The sequence below is a fragment of the Pseudomonas sp. Ant30-3 genome (assembly GCF_000690905.1).
Classification (GTDB): domain Bacteria; phylum Pseudomonadota; class Gammaproteobacteria; order Pseudomonadales; family Pseudomonadaceae; genus Aquipseudomonas.
Genome location: NZ_JMCL01000062.1, coordinates 1 through 22706 on the forward strand (window position 1 = coordinate 1; position 22706 = coordinate 22706).

Annotated in this window: 20 protein-coding genes; 13 read left to right on the forward strand and 7 right to left on the reverse strand. The window is 60.2% G+C overall.

Annotation, left to right across the window (positions count from 1 at the left end):
* The coding region (locus tag DU29_RS0116325) for a mechanosensitive ion channel domain-containing protein (RefSeq protein ID WP_028622630.1) at positions 1 to 1107 on the reverse strand (1107 nt) is incomplete at its 3' end.
* 165 nt (positions 1108 to 1272) lie between these two features.
* The gene (locus DU29_RS0116330; RefSeq protein WP_028622631.1) at positions 1273 to 2292 is read right to left on the reverse strand and encodes an alpha/beta hydrolase; all 1020 of its coding nucleotides are present in this window, start codon (positions 2290 to 2292) and stop codon (positions 1273 to 1275) included.
* A 135-nt stretch (positions 2293 to 2427) separates the two neighbouring features.
* Here DU29_RS0116330 and DU29_RS0116335 point away from each other — a divergent pair, with 135 nt between their 5' ends.
* Complete coding sequence (locus DU29_RS0116335) at positions 2428 to 3324, forward strand: LysR family transcriptional regulator (protein ID WP_028622632.1); 897 nt, start codon at positions 2428 to 2430, stop codon at positions 3322 to 3324.
* A gap of 15 nt (positions 3325 to 3339) precedes the next feature.
* Here DU29_RS0116335 and DU29_RS0116340 read toward each other — a convergent pair whose 3' ends face one another.
* On the reverse strand, positions 3340 to 4923 hold the full coding sequence (locus tag DU29_RS0116340; protein WP_028622633.1) for a sensor domain-containing diguanylate cyclase: 1584 nt from the start codon (positions 4921 to 4923) through the stop codon (positions 3340 to 3342).
* Between the two features lie 231 nt (positions 4924 to 5154).
* Between DU29_RS0116340 and DU29_RS0116345 the strand changes: the two genes are divergently transcribed.
* Positions 5155 to 5475 (forward strand): hypothetical protein, encoded by a 321-nt coding sequence (locus DU29_RS0116345; RefSeq protein ID WP_028622634.1) that lies wholly within the window; start codon positions 5155 to 5157, stop codon positions 5473 to 5475.
* 17 nt (positions 5476 to 5492) lie between these two features.
* Here DU29_RS0116345 and DU29_RS0116350 read toward each other — a convergent pair whose 3' ends face one another.
* Positions 5493 to 7184: a sensor domain-containing diguanylate cyclase gene (locus tag DU29_RS0116350; protein ID WP_028622635.1), complete on the reverse strand. Its 1692-nt coding sequence runs from the start codon at positions 7182 to 7184 to the stop codon at positions 5493 to 5495.
* Positions 7185 to 7345: 161 nt separating this feature from the next.
* Between DU29_RS0116350 and DU29_RS0116355 the strand changes: the two genes are divergently transcribed.
* From DU29_RS0116355 to DU29_RS0116365, 3 genes are all read left to right on the forward strand, one after another.
* Positions 7346 to 7681 carry a hypothetical protein gene (locus DU29_RS0116355; protein WP_028622636.1) on the forward strand — a complete coding sequence of 112 codons (336 nt, stop codon included), beginning with the start codon at positions 7346 to 7348 and terminating at the stop codon, positions 7679 to 7681.
* 183 nt (positions 7682 to 7864) lie between these two features.
* A complete protein-coding gene (locus DU29_RS0116360; protein ID WP_028622637.1) occupies positions 7865 to 8278 on the forward strand; it encodes a c-type cytochrome in 414 nt (137 codons plus the stop codon).
* Positions 8279 to 8305: 27 nt separating this feature from the next.
* On the forward strand, positions 8306 to 8515 hold the full coding sequence (locus DU29_RS0116365) for a DUF2945 domain-containing protein (protein WP_028622638.1): 210 nt from the start codon (positions 8306 to 8308) through the stop codon (positions 8513 to 8515).
* A gap of 122 nt (positions 8516 to 8637) precedes the next feature.
* On the opposite strand, the gene DU29_RS0116370 is transcribed toward DU29_RS0116365, so the two are convergent.
* On the reverse strand, positions 8638 to 9036 hold the full coding sequence (locus tag DU29_RS0116370; RefSeq protein WP_028622639.1) for a RidA family protein: 399 nt from the start codon (positions 9034 to 9036) through the stop codon (positions 8638 to 8640).
* A gap of 114 nt (positions 9037 to 9150) precedes the next feature.
* On the opposite strand from DU29_RS0116370, the gene DU29_RS0116375 reads away from it, so the two are divergent.
* Positions 9151 to 10077: a LysR family transcriptional regulator gene (locus DU29_RS0116375; RefSeq protein ID WP_028622640.1), complete on the forward strand. Its 927-nt coding sequence runs from the start codon at positions 9151 to 9153 to the stop codon at positions 10075 to 10077.
* On the opposite strand, the gene DU29_RS01000000130035 is transcribed toward DU29_RS0116375, so the two are convergent.
* Positions 10013 to 11068 (reverse strand): LacI family DNA-binding transcriptional regulator, encoded by a 1056-nt coding sequence (locus DU29_RS01000000130035; protein WP_050483113.1) that lies wholly within the window; start codon positions 11066 to 11068, stop codon positions 10013 to 10015. The two genes, DU29_RS0116375 and DU29_RS01000000130035, sit on opposite strands and share 65 nt — an antisense overlap.
* A 191-nt stretch (positions 11069 to 11259) precedes the next feature.
* Here DU29_RS01000000130035 and DU29_RS0116385 point away from each other — a divergent pair, with 191 nt between their 5' ends.
* The 5 genes from DU29_RS0116385 to DU29_RS0116405 all read left to right on the forward strand — a co-directional run bounded on the left by DU29_RS0116385 (position 11260) and on the right by DU29_RS0116405 (position 16378).
* Positions 11260 to 12444, forward strand: a complete 1185-nt coding sequence (locus DU29_RS0116385; protein ID WP_033050594.1) for a Gfo/Idh/MocA family protein — start codon at positions 11260 to 11262, stop codon at positions 12442 to 12444.
* Between the two features lie 53 nt (positions 12445 to 12497).
* Positions 12498 to 13517, forward strand: a complete 1020-nt coding sequence (locus DU29_RS0116390; protein ID WP_236645618.1) for a sugar phosphate isomerase/epimerase family protein — start codon at positions 12498 to 12500, stop codon at positions 13515 to 13517.
* A gap of 55 nt (positions 13518 to 13572) precedes the next feature.
* Positions 13573 to 14805 carry a nucleoside permease gene (locus DU29_RS0116395; RefSeq protein ID WP_028622643.1) on the forward strand — a complete coding sequence of 411 codons (1233 nt, stop codon included), beginning with the start codon at positions 13573 to 13575 and terminating at the stop codon, positions 14803 to 14805.
* A gap of 99 nt (positions 14806 to 14904) precedes the next feature.
* On the forward strand, positions 14905 to 15612 hold the full coding sequence (locus DU29_RS0116400; RefSeq protein ID WP_028622644.1) for a TetR/AcrR family transcriptional regulator: 708 nt from the start codon (positions 14905 to 14907) through the stop codon (positions 15610 to 15612).
* Entirely contained in the window at positions 15602 to 16378 is a 777-nt protein-coding gene (locus DU29_RS0116405; RefSeq protein ID WP_028622645.1) for a pyrroline-5-carboxylate reductase family protein, read from the forward strand. Before DU29_RS0116400 ends, DU29_RS0116405 begins: the two co-directional genes overlap by 11 nt.
* Before the next feature lie 1158 nt (positions 16379 to 17536).
* Here the strand turns inward: DU29_RS0116405 and DU29_RS0116410 are convergent.
* Positions 17537 to 19573: an NADH:flavin oxidoreductase gene (locus DU29_RS0116410; protein WP_028622646.1), complete on the reverse strand. Its 2037-nt coding sequence runs from the start codon at positions 19571 to 19573 to the stop codon at positions 17537 to 17539.
* A gap of 261 nt (positions 19574 to 19834) precedes the next feature.
* On the opposite strand from DU29_RS0116410, the gene DU29_RS0116415 reads away from it, so the two are divergent.
* Both DU29_RS0116415 and DU29_RS0116420 read left to right on the forward strand, forming a co-directional pair.
* A complete protein-coding gene (locus DU29_RS0116415) occupies positions 19835 to 20743 on the forward strand; it encodes a glycine betaine ABC transporter substrate-binding protein (protein ID WP_028622647.1) in 909 nt (302 codons plus the stop codon).
* A gap of 280 nt (positions 20744 to 21023) precedes the next feature.
* On the forward strand, positions 21024 to 22700 hold the full coding sequence (locus DU29_RS0116420) for an MFS transporter (RefSeq protein WP_028622648.1): 1677 nt from the start codon (positions 21024 to 21026) through the stop codon (positions 22698 to 22700).
* The last annotated feature ends 6 nt before the right edge of the window (positions 22701 to 22706 follow it).

Below are 22706 nucleotides of genomic sequence, written 5' to 3' on the forward strand. Positions count from 1 at the left end.
AACCACCATCAGACTGTCCGGCACTTCGCCCAGATCCAGCACCACTTGGCCCGCTGCATATTGCTGGGCAACCATCGACTGCGCCAGTTGATCGCGTTCGTCCTGACTCAGTGAACGGAAGATTTTCACCTCATCGAGCAGGGCACGGGCACGGGTCGTCGGTTCGATCACGCCATCGAGCTGACGGGAAATACCCGCCGCTTCAAGGTGTCGGTGCGCCAGGTCGAACAGCTGATTGCGCACTTCACTCTTTTTCCCGAGCTCGGCGATGAAACCGCTCGCAACGTACTCGGACATGGTTTCGCCGGTCTCTTTGAGCACGACTTTTGGTGCCGGATCAAGCAGCAAACGGCTGCTGCCTTGCAGCGTGCGCTCCAGCGCATCAAGCACCCGACGCGGGCGAATGTGATTGGGCACCATGATGCTGATCGACACGCCGTGCCGGTCATTGGGCCGACTGAGATTGACGATCTTGGCCTTGGCCGCTACAGAATTCGGGATCACCGCCGTGCTGCCGGCGCTGGTGAGCAGGTGAGTGGCGCGCCAGTCGATGTCGAGCACCTTGCCTTCGACGCCGTCGATTGCGATCCAGTCATCCACTTGATACGGCTTGGTGGTGTTGAGGACGATCCCGGAAAACACGTCGCTCAACGTGCTTTGCAATGCCAGGCCGACAACGATTGCGACGACCCCCGAGGTCGCCAGCAAACCTTTCACCGGCAGTTCCAGCACGTAACCCGCCGCTGCGACGATGGCGATCAGGAACACCAGCGCGCCGATGACATCCTGCAACAACCGACCGCTGTGACCGATGCGCCGCATCAGCACCAGGCCGATCACTTCGGTGAGGACCCGCGCAGCGTACAGCCACCAGAGAATCCCCAGCGCCGTGGCGCCCAATTGCGCCACGCGATCCTCGGCCAAAAGCGGCGCCTGCAAGGGGCTGACGCCAGCGTTGATGATCAGCGCGCTGAATAGCACAAACAACGCCAGACGCACGCCGACCCGTGTGACGCGATGGGTGAACGGCGCAACATGCCAGAGCACCGTGTCAATCACCAGCAACAGGGCACTCCAGGACAGCAGGTGAGCGAGGAAGAAGGACATGGGATGACTCCGGACGGCGGGGAGAAGAGGGAGAAGGGTGCGCAATCGCTTTTCGTAGGAGCCGGCTTGCTGGCGATGGCGCATTTGCGGGCGCCTTCGCCAGCAAGCCGGCTCCTACAGAACAGAAGCTTCGCCACACATTGTGGTGTGGCGAAGGGGAAGCACTCAGTTCAGATGCGTCTTCAGTTCCAGTGCCGCCTGACGCACCGCAGCCTTCACTTCCGGGATCTGGCTCAGCGGGTTCAGCAGCCCGAAGTCGTGAATCATCCCGTTGTAGCGCACCGCCGTGACCGGCACGCCCGCCGCGTCGAGATGGCGGGCATAGGCTTCGCCTTCGTCACGCAACACGTCGAACTCGGCGGTCTGCACCAGCGCGGCGGGCAAGCCCTTGAGCTGGTCGGCGCTGGCCTGCAACGGCGAGGCGTGAATCTGTGCGCGCTCGCTGGCGTCGGTGGTGTAGTTGTCCCAGAACCACTTCATCATGTTTTTGGTCAGGAAGTGGCCCTCGGCAAATTGCTGGTAAGAACCGCTGTCGAACTGCGCATTGGTCACTGGCCACATCAACAATTGAAACCGAATCGCCGGCGTTTTCTGTTCTTTGGCCATCAAGGCCACGACCGCTGCCATATTGCCGCCGACGCTGTTGCCGGCCACTGCCAGACGCTTGCCGTCGACGCCAATCTCCTTGCCATGCTCGGCCACCCAGCGGGTCGCGGCGTAGGCCTGGTTGATCGCGGTCGGGTACTGCGCTTCTGGCGACGGCGTGTAATCGACGTACACCGCCACCGCACCGGAGCCGACCACCAGGTCGCGGATCAGACGTTGGTGAGTGGGGTAATCGCCCAATACCCAGCCGCCACCGTGGAAGAACATGAACACCGGCAACTCGCCTTTGACCTTGGCCGGCCGAACGATTTTCAGCTTGATGGTTTGGCCGTCAACCTTGATCGCACGCTCGCTGACATCTACACCCGACAGGTCGACCTTCACCGATGCTTGCGCGCCGGTCAGTACGGCCCGTGCGTCTTTCGGGCTCAGCTGTTCAAGCGGTTTGCCACCACCAGCGGCGAGCGCTTCGAGGAACGCCTGGGTGTTGTGCTCGACACCCGGGCTACCGGCGGCGGATGCATTGCCGACGGCGAGAGCGAGGAAGGAGGCGGCCAAGGTTTTTTTGACGATGTTCATCGAGTAAATCCTTTTTAATTAATCGGTGAGGTCACATGGAGGTGGGCTTCATCAGCACCGTGGACACAGATTAATAGGATGCTCGAAAGTGAAAAAGCCGCTATAACGTGTTTGACTGTCAACCAAGGCGTGACAATGAACCCTTTCGAAGATATGCGTATTTTTTGCCAGGTCATGGACTCGGGGAGCTTCACCGCGGCCGCTGATCAGCTCGGCCTGTCCAAGCAATTCGTCAGCCGTCGCCTGATGCAGCTTGAAGAACGTTTGGGTGTGCGCCTGCTCAACCGCTCGACCCGGCGACTCGACGTCACGCCCCTGGGGCAGAGCTACTACGAGTCGGCATTGCGCTTGCTCGGTGATGTCGAGCAAGTCGAGCAGGGCATCGCCGGGCAGACCAGCGAGCCGCGCGGGACGATCCGGGTCAGTGCGCCGCTGTCGTTTGCACTGGCGCATCTGGGCTGTTTGCTGCCACTGTTTTTGCAGCGCTACCGGGACGTCACTGTTGAAGTGGACTTGAGTGATCGCTCGGTGGATTTGCTCGGCGAAGGCTATGACCTGGCGCTGCGCATTGGCGTCCTTGAGGATTCAACACTGATCGCCCGGCGGATTGCCTCTGTGGATCGTGTGTATTGCGCCAGCCCGGCGTATCTGAAGGAGCGCGGTACGCCGCTCAAGCCTGAGGATTTGCAGGGGCACGATTGTTTGCCTTATGGCCATGGTCGACAGGTGCAATGGCGTTTCGAAGGGCCGGGCAAGCCGCTGGCAGTGAATGTCGCCGGGCGGATGCGGGTTAATAATGGCGAGGTGCTCAAGGACGCGGCGGTAGCGGGCCTCGGAATAACTTACCTGCCGACGTTCATCGTCGGGGCGGCGTTGCGAGAGGGGAGCCTGGTCACCGTACTGGATGAGTTTCGGACAGGACCGCTGACATTGTCAGCGGTGTATCCGCAGCATCGTCAGGGCTCAAGGCCGGTGCAGGCGTTGGTGGAATTTCTGCGCGAGCGTCTGGACCGCGAGGACTGCCCGCTATAAGCGCGACGCCGGCACTTATCCACCGCTGGATCGCTCAACCGGCCGGTCATCCGAACACCAACGGTTGCGGCCTTGCTGCTTGGCCAGATACAGGCAGCGGTCAGCCGATTTGAGCAGCGACGCCGAGGTCACCTCAGTCGTGGCCGGGTGCCCCGTGGTAATGCCCGCGCTGGCTGTGACTTTGCCCAACGGATGCCCGGCGTGCTCGATATTCAGCGCACGAATGGCCTGCAGGATGTCTTCGGCCACTCGCACTGCGCCGGCGCTGTCGGTATTCGGCAGCAGCACAGTGAATTCTTCGCCACCATAGCGGGCGGCAAGGTCACCGGGCCGTTTGAGCGTTTGCTGAATCGCGCGGCCGACGGCGCTCAGGCAGTCATCACCGGCGGCGTGGCCATAGGCATCGTTGTAGCGTTTGAAGTGATCGACATCGAGCATGATCAGCGCGAGCGCTGAGCCCTGACGTTTTGCCAGACGGATTTCATCGATCAGCGCCGCATCCAGGCGCCGACGGTTGCCCAGGCCAGTGAGACTGTCCGTCAGCGCCATTTCCCGCATGGCCTGATGCGCGTGCCGTATCTCGCGGGCCATGGCCATTCTCTGGCGCAGCTGGCTGAGCACGATCAAGCCGAAGACCGTCAGAACCAGAATCAGGAAAACCAGCACCAACCCGGATTTCAGCAGGTCCCGCCACCACGGGGCCGTGATCGAATCGCGTGAAAGTCCGGCTTCGACAACAAGCGGGTAGGTGCTCAGCGCGCGGTAGCCGTAGAGACGATCCGTGTGGTCGACAACCGCTTTGACTTCCGCGACGCCTTCGTTGGAGATGGGCAGATAGCGCCTGAAGATCTCACTGTTCGCCAGGCTTTTACCCACCACGGACTCGATGAACGGGCGTCTCACCAAAATCGTGCCATCGCGCAGGGCCAGAACCAGCGCGCCCTTGTCGTCAATCTTGAAGTCGCCGTAGTAATCGACGAAATAACTGACCTTGATTGTCCCCAGCAGCACGCCCGCGAAGGAACCATCGGGGTTATTCAGGCGGCGTGAGATAGGGATGATCAGATCGTCGGTGGAGCGGCTTCTGACTACTTTGCCGATGCGTACATTGCGATCGTCATGCGTGCGGTGGTACTGGAAATAATCACGGTCGGCGTTGTTGGCCGGTTCTGGAGTCTCTTGCTTGTCGGTGACGATCCACTGGCCATCTGCGCCGTACACAAACAACCCGTGCAGCTGCGGCATGATCTTCGATTGCTGAACCAGCAAATTGTGAATACGCGCGACGTTGATATTTTGCAAGCCGTCGCCTTCCACGCGCTCGCTCAGGGCAGCGGTCAGTATGTCCACCTGCCGGATGGCATCTTCCGCGTGTTGGGCCGTGGCGCGTGCGAGGTTCGTCACGGAGTCCCGGGCCGTTGCGAAAGCCGAGCGATAGTCGCGCCAGATCCGCCAGCCCTCGACGGTTACGAAGGCCATGATGACCAGCAGCATAAAGCTGACGATCAGGCGGAATGTTGCGCCGGCCCTGACCGGTTTCGGTGCTGCGGTTCCAGGCGGGATTGTTGGCGGTGACTCCGGCTGTTGGCGTCCAGGCATCGACGAATCCTTTTCCTACGGGCTGGTGCAATCCGCTGCGGCACTCATACCGGGGGTTGGTAATGCGTTGCAGTTAGAGACAGGGATGCCTGCGGTTAGTGCCTGTCCGTGCTGATAACCGTAGCCCATCAAGGACAATGTGATCTGGATCACATGCCGCCTGCTGATTGTCGATCTGCTACCTTGTGCGCGAATGAGCGAGTTCATGCCGTTGCAACAGGAGTATCGAAGATGAACCCGACGACGCCGGACGGTCGCTATTTTGTGGTCAAGGAACAATTATGGCGCTGCTCTGATCCTTCCCTGAGCGAGGAAGCGCGGCAGCAACTCGTCGACGAATTGATGGCCGCGCGCCGTGAGGTCAAGGCTGCGAAAGCCAGCGGCGACCCCGCGCACATGAAGGCGGCCAGAGCACGGGTGCAAACCGCCAAGGTAGGGCTGGGCGAGCGGGGCCCCGTCTGGTGGGACGACGGCAGTCCCGACTTCAATCGGCACAAGGTTGCCAATACGCCCTATGCACACTGGTACAACGCCCTGAAAACGACGATTTGATAAATCGGCAGCGGGCGTCAGGAAATAATCGGTTTGCCGCTGTCTCCCGAATTGAACGCCACCGTGTTTCTTCCCGCGCGCTTCGCTTCATACAGCTGTTGATCGGCTCTCTTGATCAGCGCCGTCGTGGTGCCGTCCGACAGCCTTGCCAGACCGACACCAATGCTGACGGTGACTTTGCCCACCGTATCGAAAGTCGCCCCGGCAATCGCAGCGCGTATCTTCTCGGCAACGACCTCCGGGCTCTCCGGCGCTTCGATATCCGGCAGCAGCACCGCGAACTCCTCACCGCCGTAACGGGCAACGAAATCGGTGACGCGGGTGCTGCTCTGAATCAGTTGGGCCAATTGCCGCAGCACGTCATCGCCGACGTCATGACCGTAAGTGTCGTTGATATTTTTGAAGTGGTCGGCGTCGATCACCAGCAAGGCGAACGTGCGCCCGGTGCGCTGAAACAGCAGGCTGTACTCGGCCAGTTTTTCATCAAAACGTCGACGGTTGAACGCGCCGGTCAGGGCATCGTGGGTCGCCAGTTTCAACAGCTCGGCGTTGGCCTCGGTAAGGGCGGCGGTGCGTTGCGCGACTGTGGCTTCGAGCGAGGCGTTGGCCTCCTGCAGTTCGCGTTCCTTGCCGAGCAACGATTGAGTCATGCCATGCATCGACTGGCCCAACTGGGCAATTTCCCGTACCGGGTGATTCAGCGAAAACGTCGCCCCGGCTTGCTGGTTTTGCACGCGTAGGGCTGACCTGGCCAGTTGCTCAATGGGACGGCTCAGGGACAGGGCCAGGTAATAGGCGACCAAGGCGAAGACGATCGCCGCCGCTACGCCCAGCATCAGCAGTTCGTAAAACAGCACGCGCGCGGGCTGTAGCGCAATGTCCAGCGGCTGGCGGACGGCGATGTACCAGGTCAGGTCGGTGCCCGCCGGCGTAGGCACAGCAACAATGCTGGTGAGGAAGCCGTTGCCCACCGACCAGCCAGGCGTTGTGCCGGCGTCGCTCGACATTGTCGGCAGGTTGGACAGCTGTTCACCCATGAGATTTTCCGGGTACAGCACCTTACCGTCGTGGTCGACAATCAGCGCTTCGACGTCCGGCATCGCGCCTTTGCGCACCGCTGAATCGACGATCCGGGTCACCCAGCTCCAATGCGCGTGGGCGCCCAGCACCCCGACCACCTGGCCACGATTATCGAGAATCGGCGCGGCGAAATCGATGAAACGCAGCGGCTCGCCTGTTGCATTACCCGGTAACAACTTGGCGAGCAAAACAGCCTCGTGCGGGTCGCCTGTGTAGGCGCCGCGCAAGCCGGCCTGGAACCATGGCCGCGCCTGCACCGATTGGCCGACCAGCAAGCCGCTCGCCGCCTGGCGTACACGCCCTTCGGCATCGGCCACGCCCATCCAGGCATATTCGGCGCGGGATTGTGAGCGCAATTCCATCGACGTCAGGATGTCCGGATCGTCCAGTTTGCCACGTCTGAACAGCGGGGCGCGGCTCAGCAGCGAAACTTCCAGTTGCCGTTCGTGCAACTGCGCGCCCAGCAGTTCTGAAGCTGAACGAGCAGTGCTCAAGAGCGCATTGCCACTGGCCTGTTTCATCTGCCCGGTGGCGATGTGGCCGACGTAGAAGCCCACGCTCAGCAAGGTGAGCAACGACAAACCGGCAAACCATATAGTGAGGCGGCTACGCAAACTGGCTTTGATCATGAGCACATTCTGACGGCAGGAGTGGCGGCATGGTATGCGCAAAGAAAGGTCGCTGCCAGTGCCTCGGACGGCTATCGAGCGATATCATCTGGCCATCTTTTCCGCTAGAGTGTGCGCCGCCCGAGAGATGGATCCCGGGCGTTTTCTCATGGAGTTACTCAGTGAATTACCTCAGCAAAGTGCTTGCCGTCAGCGTCTTGGGTTTGATCATGACAGGCTGCACCGGCGTCCCGATGAAGTCCCGTCAGTACGACGCCAGCCAATACACCGTGATTGGCCATAGCGAAGCGAGCGCCACCGGCATGCTGCTGTTCGGCTGCATCCCGATTCGCCATAACAACCGTTTCATCCGCGCCCAAGAAGCCGCGATCAAAGCCAAGGGCGGCGACGCACTGATCAACACCCAGGTCCAGGAAAACTGGTTCTGGGCGTACGTACTGACCGGCTACACCACCACGGTGTCCGGCGATGTGATCAAGTTGAAAAACGCTCAGTAATGGCATTGGCTCGCCTGCAAGCGAGCGGATGGTGAAAAACTCCGCTGGCTGAAAAGCCGGGGAGCCACAGAAAAAGCCCTGCAGGTTTGCGCCTGCGGGGCTTTTTTGGTTTTCGTGTGTGAGAACATGGCGAATACTTTGGGCATTCTTTGCACACTTGGAACAACCGATCTGGACCTCTACATGAACAAAGCCTCACTCACCACCTGCACTTTGGCGCTCATTACCTCACTGTTCGGCCAGCAGGCCTACGCTGCCGGTGATGCCGAGGACGGCGGGAAACTGTTCAAGCGGATCTGCGGTGGTTGTCATCAGGTGGGTGAGTCGGCGCGGGGTTCCTTTGGTCCGCAGCTCAACGGTATTTTCGGGCGGGCATCCGGCAGCACTACCGACTATGTCTACTCCGACGCGATGAAAGCTGCCGGTATCGTCTGGACCCGCGAAACCCTGACTGCCTACCTCGAAGATCCCAAAGCGGTGGTGCCCGGCACTCGCATGATTTTCTGGGGCATGAGCGATGCGCAGAAGATCGATGATGTGTTGGCGTATCTTGAAACGTTCCAGCCGCCCGAGGTGTCGGATTTAGCAATCCCCTGACCATTGCTGTGACTGCAGGAGAACACCATGACCCCTTCATTCAAGGTTGGCGACGCTGTCCACTGGAACTCCGAGGCTGGCCAGATCCATGGCAAGGTCACCAAGGTGCACGTCAAAGACGTCGAGTTCATGGGCAAACATCGGCCGGCCTCACGCGACGAACCTCAATACGAGGTCAAGAGCGACAAGACCGGCCGCCTGGCGATGCATCACGCAGGCGCACTGCACCGCGTTTGACAGCCAGGGCGAGGCACCGAGTGTACACCCTTAAAACAACCGTCGCCTGACACCCCGTCATCGCGAGCAAGCTCGGCTCCTACAGATCTTGCGTACGCCAGTCTAAAGGCAAGACGCCCACATCACCCCTGCGGCAACTTCGCAATTACCTTGATCTCGAAATCAAACCCGTACAGCCAGGTCACACCGACGCACGTAATGTTCGGAAACGGGGCGTTGCCCCAAAACTCCGGCACGATGCTCCAGATCTGTTCGAACTTTGAGGCCGGATCAACGATAAACACCGTCACATCCACCACGTCGTCAAACGTACAACCGGCTGCCTCCAGAACGGCGTTGAGATTTTGAAACGCTCGCCGTACCTGCGTGTCCAGTTCCGGCTCGGGTGAGCCGTCTTCACGGCTGCCAACCTGCCCGGACACAAACATGAAGCCATTGGCGCGAACCGCCGGTGAGTAACGGTTGAGCTCGTAAAGCGCTTGGCGGCCAGCTGGAAAAACTACATCGCGGGTATTGGTCATGTGGGTATCTCCTCAATTAACGATGAAGAGACTTTAAGGGGCTTGTAGCCATGGGATAAACCAGCAACTCTAGCCATCACTGTTTGTAAAACTCAAACAATCCCGGGAATGTAAATGGACCGTTTCGATGCGATGCAAGCGTTTGCCCGAGTAGTCGAAACGGGCAGTTTCACCAAGGCGGCGGACACTTTGCACATGAGCAAGACCAGCGTGACGCAACTGGTCCAGCAACTGGAGGCCAGGCTGCGCGTCAAATTGCTCAACCGCACCACGCGAAAGGTCAACGTAACCGCCGACGGCGCGGCATTCTATGAGCGTGCGGTCAAACTGCTGGCTGATCTGGATGATGCCGAGACGGGTTTGTCTGCCGCAGCAGCATTGCCACGCGGCCGATTACGGGTGGACGTGCCCAGCCCGTTTGCACGGATGATTCTGATGCCGGCGCTGCCGGATTTTCACGCGCGCTACCCGGACATCCAGATCGACATGGGCGTCAGCGACCGGATCGTCGATCTGATCCGCGAGAACGTCGACTGCGTGGTGCGCGGCGGTGAGCTCACCGATCAATCGCTGATGGCGCGGCGGATCGGTGATCTGCAGCTTGGCGTGTTCGCAGCGCCCGGTTATCTGCAACGCCTGGGCACGCCCATGCACCCGCAGGCGCTCGAGGATTCGGCCCACCGGATCGTCGGCTACTTATGGGCGCGCACCGGCAAAGCGCTGCCGTATGCCATGAGCCGGGGCGACGAGAGCGTTCACGTCAACGGGCGCTACGTGCTGGCGGTTGACGATGGCAATGCCTACCTCGCGGCGGGCCTGGCCGGGATGGGCGTGTTGTGGTTGCCCGACTACATGTCCAAGGCGCACGTCGCGCGAGGCGAACTGGTGCCGTTGTTCGAGGACTGGCGACTCGATCCGATGCCCGTGTACGTGGCTTTTCCGCCAAATCGACACATCAGTATCAAGTTGCGCGTGTTCATCGACTGGATCGCCGAGTTGATGGAGCAACACGCCCCGGTGACTGATCGTCGCGCGCTTTGACAGCCGCCGTGCTGTTACGCAAGGTCAACTCGAAGGGCAGGATCACATGCCGTTGTTCAAGCGGCTTTTTCTCGATCAGCGCGATCAGCATTTCCACGGCTTTGCGCCCAAAAATTTCGGCCGGTTGCGCAATGGTCGTCAGCGGCGGGTCGCAGTATTGCGCGAAAGGAATGTCGTCAAAGCCCACCAATGAAATGTCCTCGGGCACGCGCAGGCCCAATTGCTTGATGCGCTTCAACGCGCCGATGGCCATTTCATCGTTTTCACAAAACAGCGCCGTGGGGCGGTCGGAGAGGGCGAGCATTTCAGCGGCGCCGTCCTGACCGGCCTTCAAAGTGAAATCACCGTGGCAGATCAGGCCGGTGTCGCTGGCGATACCCGCCTCGCGCAACGCATCCTGATAGCCGGCCACGCGGTCGCGGGTCAGCGGGCTGCTTTTGGGGCCTTTGATCAGGCCGATGCGGCGGTGGCCCAGTTCAATCAGGTGCTCGGTCATTGCCTTGGCAGCGGCGCGGTTGTCGAGACTGATGGTGGGGTGGCGTCCGCCTTGAATCACTTCGCAGGCATTGACGATCGGTGGGGTTTCGGCGCTGGGGAAGGGCGCTTCGAACGGGTCATAGGCGCGCAACTGAATCACGCCGTCGGCCTGATGGGCGTACACCAGCTCGGCGAATTCCCGTTCGATTTCTTCGCGCCCCTGGGTATCGCACAGCAACAGCCGATAGCCGGCGAGCTGAGCGGCCTGTTGCGCGCCGCTGATCACCCGGGCGAAAAACGTATTGGCGATGGCCGGCACCAGGATCACCAGATTGCCGGTGCGCCGCGAGCGAAACTGCACGGCCATCAGATTCGGACGATAGCCAGCCTGTTCCACAGCGGCATTGACCTTGTCCCGCGTCTCCGGGAGCACCCGTTCCGGCGACTTCAGGGTTCGCGATACCGTCGCCACCGAGACCCCGGCAAGGCGGGCTACTTCACGGATATTGGACAAGTTCACCTCGTTGAACACAGTGCGGCCGGCGAGTTTAACGCAGCGACACAGAAGCCTGAAATGTGCCGGCGTTGGTCAGCCGGTGTTTGACACTCAGTAAAACTCAGCTTAAATTTCGCCCATGATGTAACCGGTTACATCGTCAGCTGAGCTTAAGCCTGAAACTGCCGGAAAAACAGAGAAGCGTTGCGATGAATGTTCCAGTGGCAAAAATAAGAATCGGTTTTGTCGGCGGTGGCGAAGGCGCCTTCATCGGCCAGGCTCACCGTCAGGCGGCCGGTCTCGACGGGCGTTTCGAGCTGGTGTGCGGCGCGTTCAGTCGCGATACGTGCAACAACCAAAGCACCGGTGCGCAGCTTGGGCTTGAGGCTTCACGCTGTTACAGCGATTGGCAGCAGCTGCTTGATAGCGAATCCGCGCTGCCGGCCGAGCAGCGCATGGAACTGCTGATCATCGTCACGCCCAATCATCTGCACGCACCAATTGCCACTCAGGCATTAAAAGCGGGCTTCCATGTGTTCAGCGAAAAACCCGCGGCACTGAACCTGGCCGAGGTGCTTGCGCTGAAAACAGTGGTGCAAGACAGCAAACGTCTTTATGGCCTGGCCCACACCTACCTCGGTTATCCGATGGTCTGGCAGGCACGGCAGATGGTTCGCGATGGCGCGATTGGCACCCTGCGCAAGGTCATCGTTGAATACCCGCAAGGCTGGCTGAGCGAGGATGTCGCGGGGCAGGGCAACAAGCAGGCGGGCTGGCGCGATCAGCCGGAGCATTCCGGCTTGGGCGGTTGCATTGGCGACATCGGCACCCACGCTTTTTCCTTGGCCGAGTTCGTCGCGGATCAACCGGTCACGCAATTGTGCGCGATGCTCAATATCCATGTAGCCACCCGGCAACTGGACGATGACGCCGCCATGCTGCTGAAGATGGCTGACGGCGCGAGCGGTGTGCTGATCGCCAGCCAGGTTTGCGCGGGCGAAGAAAACCCGTTGAAGATCCGTGTTTATGGCGAAAAGGGCGGTCTTGAATGGCGCCAGGAAGAACCGGCGAGCCTGATCCATCGTGCCCTCGATCAGCCAATGCGCGTCCTGCGTTCCGGTGTCGGCCAGCCGTGGCTGTGTGAAGCCGCAACCCAGCGGATGCGCCTGCCTGCAGGCCATCCCGAAGGTTATCTGGAAGCCATGGCCAATCTCTACGGCGATTTCGCCACGGCCATTCGCAGCAAGGTCACCGGCAATGAGGCGCCCGGCGTACCCGGCATTGATGTCGGATTGCGCGGCATGGCGTTCATCGAAGCGGCAATCGCCAATCACCGTGGCAACACCAAGTGGACCGACCTGGTCTGCCCACGCACCCGGAGCACCCAACCGTGAACGCTACTGCACAGCCAGGCCTGCGCGGCCCGGGAATATTTCTCGCGCAATTCATGTCCGCCGAAGCGCCATTCGATACCTTGAGCAATATCGCTCACTGGGCCGCTTCACAAGGCTACAAGGCGATTCAGCTACCGACGCTGGGCACGCAATTCATCGACCTCGCCCGTGCGGCCGACAACCAGGAATACTGCGACGAACTCAAAGCCGTATGCGCACAAGCCGGTGTCGAGATCAGCGAATTGTCGACGCACCTGCAGGGCCAACTGGTGGCCGTGCACCCGGCATTTGACGCACTGTTCGACGACTTCGCCCCGGCGCATTTGCGCGGTCAGCCGCAAGCACGGACCGAATGGGCGATCGACCAGTTGAAGCTGGCGGCGCGTGCCAGTCAGCGCTTGGGATTGACCGCGCACGCGACATTTTCCGGGGCGCTGCTGTGGCCCTACCTGTACCCGTGGCCGCAGCGGCCGAGCGGTTTGGTCGAACAGGGGTTCACCGAATTGGCCAAGCGTTGGCTGCCGATCCTCGACTGCTTCGAAGAGGCCGGCGTTGACCTGTGCTACGAAATTCACCCCGGCGAAGACCTGCATGACGGCGCCTCGTTCGAGCGTTTCCTTGAGGCGGTCGATCACCACCCACGCGCCGCGATCCTGTACGACCCGAGTCACCTGCTGCTGCAGCAAATGGACTACCTGGGCTTCATTGATCGCTATCACGAGCGGATCCGCATGTTCCACGTCAAGGACGCCGAATTCCGCCCCGACGCGCGCTCCGGTGTGTATGGCGGTTATCAGGGCTGGGTTGATCGGCCGGGGCGCTTCCGCTCGCTGGGCGATGGCCAGATCGACTTCAAATCCATCTTCAGCAAACTCACCCAATACGATTTCGCCGGTTGGGCAGTGCTGGAGTGGGAATGCTGCCTGAAGGACTCCGCGCAGGGCGCTGCGCAAGGGGCTGCCTTCATCGAGCAACACATGATCAACAAGACGCAAAAGGCTTTCGACGATTTTGTCAGCGTGCAATCCGACGAAGGTTTCAATCGACGCTTGCTGGGATTGCCTGACGCCTGACGGGCGCCGCAATCATCATTATCCAACAACAAAAACAATAAGACGGTGACCCGTTATGACCACGATGAAAGCGCGCTTGAGCGCCATGATGTTCCTGCAGTTTTTTATCTGGGGCGGCTGGTTCGTCACCCTCGGAACCTTCCTCGCCAGCAATCTGGGCGCCACTGGCGGGCAGATCGGCATGGCGTTCTCGACCCAGTCCTGGGGCGCGATCATCGCGCCGTTCGTGATCGGGCTGATCGCTGACCGTTTTTTCAATGCTGAACGGATCCTCGCCGTGCTGCATCTGGTGGGCGCGGTGCTGCTGTATCAGCTCTACGCAGCGCCGGACTTCAGCACTTTTTATCCGTTCGTGCTGGCTTACATGATGATCTACATGCCGACTCTGGCACTGGTGAATTCGGTCGCGTTCCGCCAGATGAGCGACCCGGCGGCGGAGTTTTCGCGCATCCGTGTGTGGGGCACCATCGGCTGGATCGTGGCCGGCGTGGTGATCAGTTTTGTCTTTGCCTGGGATTCGCAGGGGGCCATTTCTTCGGGTGGTTTGCGCAATACTATCCTGATGTCGGCGATTGCTTCACTGGTGTTGGGTCTGTACAGCTTCACCCTGCCGCGCACCGCACCGTTGCCGCCGGAAACCGGCAGCGGCGGGCTCAAGCAAATGCTCGGCCTGGACGCCTTGGGTTTGCTCAAGGATCGCAGTTACCTGGTGTTTTTCATTGCGTCAATCCTGATCTGCATTCCGCTGGCGTTTTATTACCAGAACGCCAATCCGTTCCTGGCGGAAATCGGCGTGACCAATCCGACCGCGAAGATGGCCATCGGGCAAGTGTCCGAAGTGCTGTTCATGTTGCTGTTGCCGCTGTTCATTCACCGATTCGGCATCAAGATTGCGTTGCTGGTGGGCATGCTGGCCTGGGCGCTGCGCTATGTGCTGTTCGCCTTCGGCAATAACGGTGATTTGGCGTTCATGCTGTTCACTGGCATCGCGCTGCACGGCATCTGCTATGACTTCTTTTTCGTCTCGGGGCAGATTTACACCGATGCAAAAGCGTCGGAGCGCTTCAGAAGTTCGGCTCAAGGGCTGATTACTTTGGCGACTTATGGCTTGGGCATGCTGATCGGTTTCTGGGTGGCCGGGCAGGTAACCGACCACTACGCAATGGCCGACGGACATGACTGGAAGAGCATCTGGCTGTTCCCGGCGGGTTTTGCCCTGGCAATATTTTTCTGTTTCGGCCTGGCCTTCAAAGGACGCGAGGCGAAGGTAGCGCAAGCGAGCGTTTGAGTTTGCCGAGAAAATGTACGTCGGTGTACAGGTTGTGTACGCAATGGAGTCCGCGCGGTAAAGTGGGGCAGAATTTCTGTTTCAGGGTGGATTCCGAACATGTCGCAAGCAGCAAAAACGCGCACCAAGGCGCAGGATGCGGGATGGCGCGGCTCGGTCGATGGCTGGCTGGATGCAGCCTATGAAGCGCTGAAGGAATCCGGGGTCGACGCGGTGCGCGTGATGCCGCTAGCCAAGCGACTGAACCTGTCGCGCACCAGTTTCTACTGGTTTTATTCAGACCGCGAACAGCTGCTGGCCGCGCTGCTGGCACGCTGGCGCGACAAGAACACCGGCGGGCTGCTTACCCAGAGCGAGAGCTATGCGGAGAGCATTAGCGAAGCGATCCTCAACGTTTTCGAATGCTGGCTGAATCCTGAGTTGTTCGACTCGCAATTCGAATTCGCGGTGCGCAGTTGGGCGCTGCAGTCTGAGGAGGTAACCGCCGAAATTGCGCGCGCCGACGAGGCGCGGATCAACGCGTTGGCGGCGATGTTCCGCCGTTTTGGCTACGAGCCTGAGGCCGCTGACACACGGGCGCGGACGATTTACCTGACGCAGATCGGTTACATCTCCATGAAAACCAACGAAGACGTGATTGTGCGGTTTCGGCGCATTCCGCAGTACGTCAGTGTGTTTACCGGCAAGGTTCCTAAGCGGCGCGAGCTCGACCGCTTTTTCGGCAAGTTCGGTTATGCGGAGAAAGAGCCTGGGGTGTTTGTGGCACTGGTCGACACCTTTGCGCAGGCGGATCCCGATGCAGAATAAGACGCTGGGGATTATTGGCGGCACCGGGATGCTGGGGCGGGCGATTGCCAGATCGCTGCTGGAGCGCAGCGTCGTGAGTGCCGATCGTCTGCTGATTTCCAATCGCTCGGGTGCTGGCACGTTCGGGCCGCAGGTGCGGGTACTGGCGGATAATCAGCAGTTGGTGGACCTGAGTGACATTGTCGTTCTGTCGATCAGGCCCGAGCAGTTTCGCGAGTTGACGATCCATGCGCGAGGCAAAACGGTCGTCTCGCTGATGGCGGGTGTGCCTGCCTCTTTGATCTGCGAAGCTACCGGAGCAGACCGGGTGGTTCGGGCGATGCCGAATGCTGCGGTGCAAATACGCCAGTCGTACACCCCGTGGTTCAGTGCCGGCGCGCTGGATGAACACGATCGGCAATTTGTGCAGCAGATGTTCGAGTGCGTGGGCACGGCGGATGAAGTGCCGAACGAAGATTGCATCGACTACCTCAGTGCTTTGTCGGGTACCGGGCCGGCGTTTCCGGCGCTGCTGTACAAAGCGCTGGTCAGCCAGGCGATTCTCGCCGGTATTCCCGAAGCCATCGCCCATCGCGCCGCCCATGGCGTGGTGGTCGGCGGCGGGCAGTTGCTGGCCGATAACGACCCGTTACAGATGCTCGACACCCTCGAGGCCTACCGCGGCGTCACCGCAGCGGCGCTGCAATCGATGACCGATCAGCACATCGAAAGCATCATCGGCAATGCCGTAAAGCAAGGCGCGGATCTGGCGCGCAAAGGCCTGTAACCACTCCTGAAATTGCGGTCGCACACAATTGCGTAGGAGCTGCGGTGTGCAGAGGATTTGTGGTCTACCACCATCCCGTAAGAGCAAGCTTGCTCGCGATGAGGCCGGCACAGTCAGCAGCGATGTTGCCTGACCCACCGCCATCGCGAGCAAGCTTGCTCCTACGGCAGATCGGCGGTGTGCAGAGGATTTGCGCTCGAACACAATTCCGTGGGAGCAAGCTTGCTCGCGATGAGGCCGGCACAGTCAGTATCAATGTTGCCTGACCCACCGCCATCGCGAGCAAGCTTGCTCCTACGGCAGATCGGCGGTGTGCAGAGGATTTGCGCTCGAACACAATTCCGTAGGAGCAAGCTTGCTCGCGATGAGGTCTGCCCGGTCAGCATCGATGTTGCCTGACCCACCGCCATCGCGAGCAAGCTTGCTCCTACGGCAGATCGGCGGCGTGCAGAGGATTTGCGCTCGAACACAATTCCGTAGGAGCAAGCTTGCTCGCGATGAGGCCGGCACAGTCAGCATCGATGTTGCCTGACCCACCGCCATCGCGAGCAAGCTTGCTCCTACGGCAGATCGGCGGCGTGCAGAGGATTTGCGCTCGAACACAATTTCGTAGGAGCAAGCTTGCTCGCGATGAGGCCGGCACAGTCAGTATCAATGTTGCCTGACCCGCCGCCATCGCGAGCAAGCTTGCTCCTACGGCAGATCGGCGGCGTGCTGAGGATTTGCGCTCGAACACAATTCCGTAGGAGCAAGCTTGCTCGCGATGAGGTCTGCCCGGTCAGCATCGATGTTGCCTGACCCACCGCCATCGCGAGCAAGCTTGCTCCTACGGCAGATCGGCGGCGTGCTGAGGATTTGCGCTCGAACACAATTCCGTAGGAGCAAGCTTGCTCGCGATGAGGCCGGCACACTCAGCATCAATGTTGCCTGACCCACCGCCATCGCGAGCAAGCTTAGTCCTACGGCAGATCGGCGGTGTGCAGAGGATTTGCGCTCGAACACAATTCCGTAGGAGCAAGCTTGCTCGCGATGAGGCCGGCACAGTCAGTATCAATGTTGCCTGACCCGCCGCCATCGTCGGAACGCCGCCCGGACCAAGCTTCGCTCCTGCAGATATGTGGCCTGGACAGAAAATGTGATCTACCGGGACCCATTCGCTCAGAGGTCTTTCACCAACCTCAACGCATCGTAAATCGCTGCATGGGTATTGCGTGCAGCCACCGCGTCGCCAATTCTGAACAATTGAAACAGGCCCTGTGGGTGGGTGATGATGTTTTGCGGGTGGCCGGCGATGAGATCGTGGTGTTCCACTGCGCCGCCGTTGCGCGAATGCGGGCGCAGCTCGAAATACAGGTCGTCCAGCGGAATTGTCCCGTGATTGACCACCACCTGATCGACCACGCGCTGCTTGTTCACTGCCCCGTAATCGCTGCCGAACGTCGCAACGAGTTTGCCGTCGCGCCGTTCCACCGACTCGACCCGATACGTTACGGTAAACGTCACGTCCAGGTCCTGCAGACTGCGCATGTACGGCACCAGGTTCATGGCCATCACTTCGGGCGCAAACGACCGGTCCGGTGTGACGATTTCTACAGTCGCACCACTGCGCGCAATAACTTCCGCAGCCTGCAGCGCTGCATGATCACCAGCGTCATCGAAAATCAGCACATTGCGCCCCGGTTTTACGTCGCCGGAAATAATGTCCCAGGTCGACACCACCAGCTCATTGCCCTGGCGCAACACCTCGGTGTGCGGCAAGCCGCCGGTGGCGACGATCACCACATCCGGCTCATGCGCCAGCACGGTGTCGGCTTCGGCCCAGGTGTTGAAGTGGAATTTCACCCCCAGCCGCTCGCACTGCACCATACGCCAATCGATGATACCGATCATCTCGCGGCGCCGTTCGCTCAACGCCGTCAGGCGGATCTGCCCGCCGGGCTGGTCGGCCGCCTCCAGCACGGTCACGTCATGCCCGCGTTCGCCCGCGACTCGCGCCGCTTCCAGTCCCGCCGGGCCGCTGCCGATCACCAACACTTTGCGCTTGAGCGCCGCCTTGGCAATGTCGTGCGGCATGCTGGTTTCCCGGCCGGTCGCCGCGTTGTGAATGCAATAGGCGGCGCCGCCCTGATAGATGCGGTCCAGGCAATAGTTGGCGCCCACACACGGGCGAATGTCTTCCTCGCGCTTCTCGATGATCTTGCGCACGATGTGCGGATCGGTCATGTGCGCGCGGGTCATGCCGACCATGTCGACCTTGCCCGAAGCGATCGCATAGCGCGCAGTGGCAACGTCAGGAATCTTTGCCGCGTGGAACGTCGGGAAGCCTGTTGCCGAACGAATCTCACCAGCAAAATCCAGGTGCGGCGAGTTGCGCATGCCCTGGATCGGGATCACATCGGTCAGGCCCGCATCGGTATCGATATGCCCGCGCACCACGTTGAGAAAATCAACCAGACCGCTGTCCTTGAGCATGTGCGAAACCTGCAGCCCCTCGCTCGCGTTGAAACCACCGGGCAGGGTTTCATCCCCGGTGTAGCGCACGCCGAGCAGAAAATTCTCGCCGACGCGCTGGCGAATCCCGCGCAAAATATCGAAGGTGAAGCGCATGCGGTTCTCCAGCGATCCGCCATATGGGCCGTCGAGATCGTTGGTCAGCGGTGACCAGAACTGATCCATCAAATGCCCGTACGCTTGCAATTCCAGGCCATCGAGCCCTGCGGCTTGCATGCGTTCGGCAGCGTCGACGTAGTCCTTGATGATGCGCTCAATGTCCCAGTCTTCCATTTTCTTCGGGAACGAACGGTGCGACGCCTCGCGCCGGTGCGAGGGTGAAACCACCGGCAACCAGTCAGCCTTGTCCCACCGCGTGCGGCGACCCAGATGAGTCAACTGGATCATCACCGCCGCGCCGTGTTCGTGGCATTCGTCCGTCAGGTCCTTCAGCCATCCCACCACCTCGTCCTTGTACGCAAGGATGTTGTTGAACACCGGCGGACTGTCTCGCGATACCGCGGCGGACCCCGCCGTCATGGTCAGGGCAACGCCGGCCTTGGCACGTTCGACGTGATAGGCGCGGTACAGCGCCTGGGGCATGCCGTCCACGGGATACGCCGGTTCGTGCGCGGTCGTCATGATCCGGTTGCGCAGGGTCAGGTGCTTGATTTTATAGGGTTGCAGCAGGGGATCACTGGACATTTCAGAGGCGCTCCAGGTTGGGCATCATCAGACTCGGCGACTTGAAACTAGGATAAATGTACATGGGTGTCAATCAGCGCTGACACACGTGTACATTTCTCTTGCGTGGCTTGAAAGCCGGGCATAAGATCAGCTTCGAAAGGGCCGCGACGAAAGTCACGAGGCCCCGACGATGAAGCAGCCCGAGACTGCAGCCATCACGACCGTAAGGCCGTTCAAGTGAAGCAAGCTGCCTATCCCATCCCAATAGGAAGACGCCTGATGAACGCTCATTCGCCGTATCGAAAAATAGCCAGCGCTTGCCTGGCAGGCCTGGTTCTGGCCGCCAGCGCCACGTGGACCCACGCCGCCGATCGACCGCCGATACGCATTGGCTGGGTCAACTGGTCCGACACCGAAATCACCGTCAAACTGGCCACTACCGCGTTGCAGGAACACCTCAAGCAACCGGTCAAACTGGTCATGGCCGATATCGGCATCCAGTTTCAGGCGCTGGCCAACGGCAACATCGATCTGATCCCGATGGTCTGGCTACCGAGCACCCACAAGGCGTTTTACGACAAGCACAAGGATCGCCTGGAGGACCTCGGCGTTCTCTATGAAGGGCGCATCGGCATGGCCGTGCCGACGTCGATCCCGATCAGCGAAATCTCCAGCGTCGAGGACCTCAACAAGCCGGCGGTCAGGGAAAAGCTCGAGGGCAAGATCCTCACCTCGGAAGTCGGTAACGGCCAGTACAAGCTCACGGTCCAGGCCATCGAGGAATACAAACTCACCGGTTACAAGCTGGTGGCGTCCTCGGAGAGCGGCATGCTCAACGAGCTGGATCGCAACCTCAAACGCAATAAATGGTCGTTGGTCAACGCCTGGAGCCCGCACTGGATGTTCTCCAAATGGTCGCTGCGCTACCTTGACGACCCCAAGAAGATTTTCGGCGGCGCCGAGCAGATTCACGCCGTGGCGCGCAAGGGTTTCAGTGCGCAGTACCCGGAAGTGGCGTACTTCTTCGCTCACTATTCGATCCCCCAGGCTGACCTCGAAGCATTGATGATGCAGGCACGTGAAACGTCTTCGGATAAAGCCGTGGCTGCCTATTACGCCGCGAACAAGCCGCGTTTCGAAGCCATGTTCGAGCAGGGCGCGCAAAGCGTCAGCAGCCGCCAGCCGTGAGTTGAATCACCGCAAACGCGGCACGCACCCCAGGCTGACAGGGCTTTTGTCAGGGAAATTGACCGATTTCCAGACGATGGCCCGGATTTACGCATGATGGCGAGTGGATATCTGGCAGAACATGATTATGCTTCCTTCAAAGGCTTTGCAGCGATGCAAGGCCTTTTGCCTGTTGCACGCTTCGCGCACACCGTAATCCGATGACATCAGCCCTGGGGCCTGGGTGCGGCAAATGGTAGTGAGGTACTCCGGCCTACAACAAGAAAGACGGAGATGACCCATGGCCGCAATCGACAACACTTCTACAGGCAGCACGCCCAAACACACGATTACCAAAGAGGAGCGCAAGGTCATCTTTGCCTCGTCTTTGGGCACGGTGTTCGAGTGGTACGACTTTTACCTGTACGGTTCCCTCGCGGCGATCATCGCCAAACACTTCTTTGCCGGCGTCAACGAGACAACGGCGTTCATCTTTGCGCTGCTGGCATTTGCTGCAGGTTTCGCGGTTAGACCCTTCGGCGCCATCGTGTTCGGCCGGCTGGGCGACATGATCGGGCGCAAACACACCTTCCTGATCACTATTGTGATTATGGGCGTCTCCACCGCCATCGTCGGTTTTCTACCGGGGTACGCAACGATAGGGGTTGCGGCGCCGATCATCCTGATCACCTTGCGCTTGCTGCAGGGCCTGGCGCTCGGTGGCGAATATGGCGGCGCGGCGACCTACGTGGCCGAGCATGCACCCAAGGGCCGCCGCGGGTTTTTCACCTCGTGGATTCAAACCACCGCGACCCTTGGCCTGTTCATGTCGCTGCTGGTGATCCTCACCTGCCGCACCATTCTGGGCACTGAAGCTTTTGAGGCGTGGGGCTGGCGGATACCGTTCCTGCTGTCGATCCTGCTGCTGATCGTCTCGGTCTATATCCGCCTGCAACTGAGCGAGTCGCCGGTGTTCCTGAAAATGAAGGCCGAAGGCAAGTCATCCAAGGCGCCGCTGACCGAGTCTTTCGCCCGCTGGGACAACCTGAAAATTGTCATCATGGCGTTGCTTGGCGGCACTGCGGGCCAGGCAGTCGTGTGGTACACCGGGCAGTTCTACGCGCTGTTCTTCCTCCTGCAAACCCTGAAGATAGACGCGCAGACCGCTAACCTGCTGATCGCCGGCTCGTTGCTGATCGGCACGCCGTTCTTCGTGATTTTCGGCAGCCTGTCGGACCGCATCGGGCGTAAGGGCATCATCATGGCCGGCTGCATTCTTGCGGCGCTGACCTACTTTCCGATCTTCCATGCGCTGACCCAGTACGGTAACCCCGATGTGTTCACCGCGCAGGCGAAGAACCCGGTGACGGTGATTGCTGATCCCAACCAGTGTTCGTTCCAGTTCGACCCGGTGGGTAAGGCCAAATTCACCAGCTCCTGCGACCTCGCCAAGACCCAGTTGGCCAGGAAAGCCATCCCGTACAAGAACGAAGAAGCGCCGGCGGGAACCGTCGCGCAAGTACGGATTGGCGACAGGGACATCCCGAGCTTCGAAGGCACCGACATGCCGGGCGCCGATTTCAAGGCTCGCAACGACGCCTTCATCGCGACCTTGGGTGGTGCGCTTAAGGAAGCCGGTTACCCGGAGAAAGCCGACCCGGCGAAAACCAACTATCCGATGGTGCTGCTCCTGCTGACCATCCTGGTGATCTATGTGACCATGGTTTACGGGCCAATCGCGGCGTGGCTGGTGGAACTGTTCCCGGCGCGCATTCGCTACACCTCGATGTCGCTGCCGTATCACATCGGTAACGGCTGGTTCGGCGGGTTCCTGCCGACCGTGGCATTCGCGATGGTTGCCGCGACCGGCGACATCTACTACGGCCTGTGGTACCCGATCGTGATCGCCCTGATGACAGCGGTACTCGGGATCTTCTTCCTCCCGGAAACCAAAGACCGCGACATCAACCACTCCTGAAACCAG